Origin of the sequence: Kutzneria sp. NPDC051319, from assembly GCF_040682195.1 — a bacterium.
Classification (GTDB): Bacteria; Actinomycetota; Actinomycetes; order Mycobacteriales; family Pseudonocardiaceae; genus Kutzneria.
The window spans coordinates 81,166-87,293 of sequence record NZ_JBFBAM010000038.1 but is presented as its reverse complement, the minus strand read 5'-3'; the positions used below and the strand labels follow the sequence as shown (position 1 = coordinate 87,293).

The following is a 6,128-nucleotide window of genomic DNA, read 5'->3' as shown; positions in this document are numbered from 1 at the left end:
GGCATCACGGGCTCGTGATGCCGGCGGCCGAGGTGGTCAGGGTTCGACACCCCAGGCGAGGGCGCCGGACTGATAGGCGGTGGCGGTGCCGAGGTCGGTGAACGACCCCGCCGTGCGGTAGCTGTAGTCGTTGGCCTGGTTGAAGGCCGACCAGTCGGACTTGGCCACCCGCACCTGGATCTCGCCGGTGCTCACGCCGGCGGCAAGGGCGCCGCCGCTGAAGCTGATCTCGACGTAGGCATCGGCTCCCGGGCGCGGGGTGCTGAGCTTCACGACGCGCAGCGTGACGCTTCCGCAGCCGAGAACCGCGTAGTCGCACCAGATCTGGTAGCTCGGATTGGTGGCGTCGCCGGTGAACCAGTAGCGCGCGGTCACGCTGTCGAGGGCGACGGCCGTGTTGCCCCGGTTGACGATCTGAAGGCTGGTCCTGATCTGGCTGTCGGCGGCGCCGCTGCCACCACGTTGCTGCACGGCGAGTGCGCCGGACCCGGGATTGCCGCCGCCGGTCGTGGTGGTCACCGACACCGGACTGCTGGCCGGTGACTGGTTGCCGGCGGCGTCCCGGGCGCGTACCGAGAACGTGTACGCGGTGCCGGGGGTGAGGCCCGTGACCTGGTAGCTGGTGGTCGTGCTGCTGCCGACCACCGCGCCGGCCGCATTCAGCACGTCGTAGCCGGTGACGCCGACGTTGTCGGTGGCGGCGGTCCAGGTGAGCCCGACGCTGGTGCTGCCGGCGGTGGCGGCCAGTGAAGTGGGCGCGGTCGGCGGTGTAGTGTCCACAGTAGACTGACCAGGTTGGTCGCCCCACAGCACCGAGGAACCCTGCGCGAGCACGAGGTGCGGGTCGTCCACGGGCGTGGTGCCGCTGGCGCCGAGGCCGGTGTGCGACCAGTCGTTGCCGGGGTCCCAGGTTCCGGTGCTGGTGATCCGGAACTGCACCTCCTTGCGGTAGCGGGACTGGCCGCCGGGGGCGACGCCGCCGGAGCACGGCACCTCGACGTAGTACACCGCGCCGGAGAACTGATGCACGGTCGGCGCGTCGCACTGGTTGTAGGCGGAAGTGACCGAGATCTGGCTGGGCGTGGTGCCGCCGTCGAGCGTGAAGTAGTAGCGCAGCGAGCCGGTGAATGTGCGTGCCGGCCACGCCGACTTGTTGATCACGTACGCCTTGACCTCGGTGAACGTGCTGCCGTCGGGCTGGTTGAGCGCGCCCTGGGCCAGGATCTCCGGGCCGTCCGGAGTTTCCCTCGGCGGGAAGTCGGCCAGCGGCACGCCGCCGTACTCGCCGTAGAGCCGGGCCAGCGCGCCGGTGAAGCCGGCGTTGTAGTCGAGCGCCACCTCGTTCATCGTGTAGTTGGTGCGGTCGTCGGTGTACGCGTCGTTGGCGGCGGTGGGGCCGCCGACGAGCGCGCCGTACAGCACATGCCGGCTCAGCGTGGGGTCGAGAATGTTGTCGTCCCAGGAGCCGTGCGCGGTCCGGTGGTGCGGGTTGCGGGGCGGGGTGACGCCGAACCCGACCTCGAAGCTCGCACCGCGAGGGTTGTCACCGAGCGCGTAGTTGATCTGCCGCACGGCGAAGTCGTGGTACGTGGTGGCACGGACGGGATCGCTCGCCCGCAGCCAGTCCGAGTAGGTGAGGGCGACGAACGCGGTGTTGGCGGCGTACCGCAGCGAGCCCCACTGGTCCAGGACGGCCTCGCCGCCCGGGGAGTAGGGCACGTGCTGGCCGTTGACACCGGTGGTCCACCAGTCCAGCCAGCGGTCGGCGTCGGCGACGTACTCCGGGTCGCCGGTGAGCTGGGCGAGCAGCACGTAAGCGCCGTAGGACTTGTCGTCCCAGGCCAACGTCCACCGGTAGGAGCGGGTGGTGGTCTGCGGCTCGGTGGACAGCTTCTCATAGGCGGCGCGGGCCTTGGCCAGGTAGCCGGCGTCACCGGTGGCCTTGTAGAGCCAGATCGCGCCCCACACCAGTTCGTCCTGGTAGCCACTCCAGGACTTGTAGAAGTTCTGGGCGTCGGTGATGCAGTCGGAGTAGACGCCGCGGTAGTTGTCGGCGAACGAGTAGAGCTGCTTGGCGTGGGTGAGCAGGGTGGCCGCGTAGGCGGGGTCCTCGGCCTGGAACACCAACGAGCTGGCGGCCATCTGCGCGGCGCCCTCGCCGGCGAGATCGGAACCGGGACAGGACGGGTCGACGCGGTAGGCGGGTCGGGCCATGGCCATGGTTTCGGCGGGACCCCACCACTTGTGGTCGTCGTCGCCCTTGCCGACCTGGCCGTAGAGCACGTCGGGCTGCGGGTGCGCCTTGATCAGCCAGTCGTCGCCCCAGCGCAGGTTCGACAGCAGGTACCGCCACTGGCCGGAGTTCTGGTAGGCGGTGCGGTTGTCCAGCGCGCCCCAGGCGAGCATGGTCATGCTGAACTCGAACGGCAGGCCGAACTTGACGTGGTCGCCGGCGTCGTAGAAGCCGCCGGTGAGGTCGACGCCGACGTCCTTGCCGTCGTCGAGGGCGGACGGGCCGCGCCAGGACACCCGGTTGTCGGCCGGCAGCACGCCGGAGCGCTGCGCGTCGTAGAACCAGATCGCCTTCTGGAGGGCCTCGGCGTAGTTGAACCTGCCGGTGGCGGCCGGAGCGGTCGGAGACAGCCCGGGGATCACCACCGCCAAACCGAGCACGAGCAGCGCCACGAGCGCTCGGGGCACCGCCTTCATCGTCGAAGCGGGCACTGCGCCTCCTCGATTCTGGGAGCGCTTCCAGCACGAGAAGGTAGGGAGCCGAGTCGGCCGTGTAAAGCATCAGCGCCAACAGTGCGCGGTTCGGCGGTGTCTCGCACGACCATTCGCACCAGCTGCCAGGCGCAAGACACGACACAGGCCCCGGAACACGCTATTCACATGACCGGCAGGTCGCGTTACAGTGACCAAACTGGAAGCGCTCCCAGACGAATGTGACGTCATCCGGGCGGCCGATCCGTTCTTCCGAGGCGCCCGCCACACCGTCCCGCGTGGCGGCCACTCACGCCGCGATGACGAAGCCCGGCAACCGAAGTTCCGCGCCATCCGGAGGTGCCCGTGCCACGACGTCCGCCCCGCGCCCTGCTCGCGCTGGCCGCTGCCGCGCTCGCCACCCTGTCGATCACCGCCGCCGTGGCCGCCGGGCACCCCGCGCCGGTGACGCTGCCGGTCGGCGGCCTGCCCTACCAGGACCCGTCGCTGCCGGTCGCCGACCGGGTGAACGACCTGATGTCCCGGATGACGCTCGACGACGAACTCGGCCAGATGACCCAGGCCGAGCGCGCCGCGCTGAACCCGCAGAGCGACCTCGCCACCTACCGGGTCGGCTCGGTGCTGTCCGGCGGCGGCTCCGCGCCCAGCCCGAACACCGCCCAGTCCTGGGCCGACATGTACGACAACTTCCAGCGCATCGCGCTGTCCACCCCGCTGGGCATCCCGATGATCTACGGGGCGGACGCCGTGCACGGGCACAACAACGTGTACGGCGCGACGATCTTCCCACACAACATCGGCCTCGGCGCGACCCGCGACGCCGACCTCGCGCAGCGGATCGGCCACGCCACCGCCGAGGAGGTGTCCGGCACCGGCATCGACTGGGACTTCGCGCCCTGCCTGTGCGTGGCGCGCGACGACCGGTGGGGCCGCACCTACGAGTCGTTCGGCGAAGTGCCGGAGATCCCGACCGCCATGACGTCCATCATCACCGGCCTGCAGGGCGCCTCGCTGGGCGGTCCCGCGTCGGTGTTGGCGACCGCCAAGCACTACATCGGCGACGGCGGCACCACCGGCGGCGTCAACGAGGGCAACGCCCAACTGTCCGAAGCGGACCTGCGGGCCATCCATCTGCCGCCGTTCAAGGCCGCGGTGGACAAGGGCGTGGGCTCGGTGATGATCTCCTTCAGCAGCTGGAACGGCGTCAAGGACCACGGCAACCACTACCTGATCACCGACCTGCTCAAGGGCGAGCTGGGCTTCGGCGGGTTCGTGGTGTCCGACTGGGCCGGCATCGACCAGATCGACGGGCAGTCCGGGTTCTCCGCCGCCGACGTCGACGCCGCCGTCAACGCCGGCATCGACATGGTCATGGTGCCCACCGACTACAAGGGATTCCTCAACATCCTGCGCGCCGAGGTGAACAACGGGCACATCGCGCGGTCCCGGATCGACGACGCCAACCGTCGAATCCTGACCAAGAAGTTCCAGCTCGGCCTGTTCGAGCACCCGTACACCGACCGCTCCTACACCGCGACGGTCGGGTCCGCCGACCACCGCGCGCTGGCCCGACAGGCCGTGCGAGAGTCGCAGGTGCTGCTGAAGAACGCGGGCGGGATCCTGCCGCTGGCCAAGTCGGCCAAGGTGTTCGTGGCCGGCAAGTCGGCCGACGACATCGGCAACCAGAGCGGCGGCTGGACCATCAGCTGGCAGGGCGGCAGCGGCAACGTCACGCCCGGCACCACTGTGCTGCAAGGCATCCGCAACACGGTGGCCGGCTCCGGCTCGGTCACCTACGACCGCTACGGCAACGGCATCACCAACGGCTACACGGCCGCGGTCGCGGTCATCGGCGAGACTCCGTACGCGGAGGGCCAGGGCGACCGGCCCGGTGGCCTCGGCCTCGACCAGGAGGACCTCGCCACGCTGTCGCGGCTGCGCGCGTCCGGGGTGCCGGTCGTCGTGGTGCTGGTGTCCGGCCGCCCGCTGGACATCGCCGCGCAGCTGCCGAACTGGAACGCGCTGATCGCCGCGTGGCTGCCCGGCACCGAAGGCAACGGCGTGGCGGACGTGCTGTTCGGCGACTACGCGCCGACCGGGAAGCTGCCGGTGACCTGGCCGAGCAGCAGCTCCCAGGAGCCGATCAACGACGGCGACGGCCAGACGCCGCTGTACCCGCTGGGTTACGGCCTGACCTACGCCGGCGGCGGCACGACCACACCACCCCCGACCACGACAACCACACCCCCGCCCACCGCTGGGTGCGCGGCGGACTACTCGGTGACCAGCACGTGGCAGGGCGGCTTCCAGGCCGCGGTGACGGTCACCAACCGGGGCAGCGCGCCGATCAGCGCGTGGACCGTGGCCTGGACGTGGCCGGGCGGTCAGACCGTCACCAACGTGTGGAACGGCACGTACACCCAAACCGGGACAGCAGTCACCATTCGCAACGCGAGTTGGAACGGCACACTGGCGCCCGGCGCGTCGGCCACCTTCGGACTCACCGGCACCGGCACCGCCGCGATCCCGACCATGACCTGCTCCTGACCGGAGTTGCCGCGATGGGGAGGGTGGTTCGCCTCGGCGAACCGCCCTCCCGGTCCATTGTGGACTCTTTTCGGGTGAGCGCCCGACGGACCTCCGAACAGCATGCGAGCACTACGATGAGTCCCGGCTCGGTCCGGAGTCCGCAGACACATCCGCTGCCCGCGCGCGAATCGGAGACACCGTGAAGCTCTTGCTCACGTCCGGTGGCGTCACGAACCCGAGCATCCACTCGGCGCTCGTGCAGCTGCTCGGCAAGCCGATCTCCGAGTGCCACGCCCTCTGCGTCCCGACCGCACAGTGGGGCCACCCGGCGTGCGGTCCGACATCGGTGCGGGGATTCATCGCCGCCGAGCCCGCGTGGCAGCATTTCTCCGGCCTGGGCTGGGCCTCGCCCGGCGTCCTCGAACTCACCGCGCTACCCACCATCGGCGCACAGCGATGGGTTCCCTGGGTCCGGGAGGCGGACGTGCTCCTGGTCGACGGCGGTGACGCGGCCTACCTGTGTCACTGGATGCGGGAGTCCGGGCTGGCCGACCTGCTGCCGTCGCTGCCCGACACGGTCTGGGTGGGAGTCAGTGCCGGCAGCATGGTGCTGACGCCCCGGATCGGTGCGTACTTCGTCGAGTGGCCGTCCGCGCCGGACGACCGCACCCTGGGAGTCGTCGACTTCTCGATCTTCCCGCACCTGCACGCCTTCCCCACGAACACCCTGGCTGACGCCGAGCGGTGGGCAGCCGAGATCGGCGTCCCGGCCTACGCCATCGACGAACAGACCGCCATCAAGGTCGTCGACGGCGCCGTCGAGGTGGTCTCCGAAGGGCAATGGACGAAGTTCGGGTCATAGCCGGCGGCCAGGA

At 70.2% G+C, this 6,128-nt stretch carries 3 protein-coding genes and 1 pseudogene; 3 read left to right on the top strand and 1 reads right to left on the bottom strand.

The window, feature by feature from the left end; all coding sequences use genetic code 11:
• Positions 1 to 36: 36 nt before the first annotated feature.
• Positions 37 to 2,724 carry a glycoside hydrolase family 9 protein gene (locus tag AB0M73_RS30715; RefSeq protein WP_363897715.1) on the bottom strand — a complete coding sequence of 896 codons (2,688 nt, stop codon included), beginning with the start codon at positions 2,722 to 2,724 and terminating at the stop codon, positions 37 to 39.
• 420 nt (positions 2,725 to 3,144) lie between these two features.
• On the opposite strand from AB0M73_RS30715, the pseudogene AB0M73_RS30710 reads away from it, so the two are divergent.
• From AB0M73_RS30710 to AB0M73_RS30700, 3 genes and pseudogenes are all read left to right on the top strand, one after another.
• Positions 3,145 to 4,923, top strand: a pseudogene (locus AB0M73_RS30710) (glycoside hydrolase family 3 N-terminal domain-containing protein); the annotation flags it as partial.
• A complete protein-coding gene (locus tag AB0M73_RS30705; RefSeq protein ID WP_363897723.1) occupies positions 4,903 to 5,271 on the top strand; it encodes a cellulose binding domain-containing protein in 369 nt (122 codons plus the stop codon). The pseudogene AB0M73_RS30710 and the gene AB0M73_RS30705, both read left to right, overlap by 21 nt.
• Before the next feature lie 181 nt (positions 5,272 to 5,452).
• On the top strand, positions 5,453 to 6,115 hold the full coding sequence (locus AB0M73_RS30700; protein WP_363897712.1) for a Type 1 glutamine amidotransferase-like domain-containing protein: 663 nt from the start codon (positions 5,453 to 5,455) through the stop codon (positions 6,113 to 6,115).
• The last annotated feature ends 13 nt before the right edge of the window (positions 6,116 to 6,128 follow it).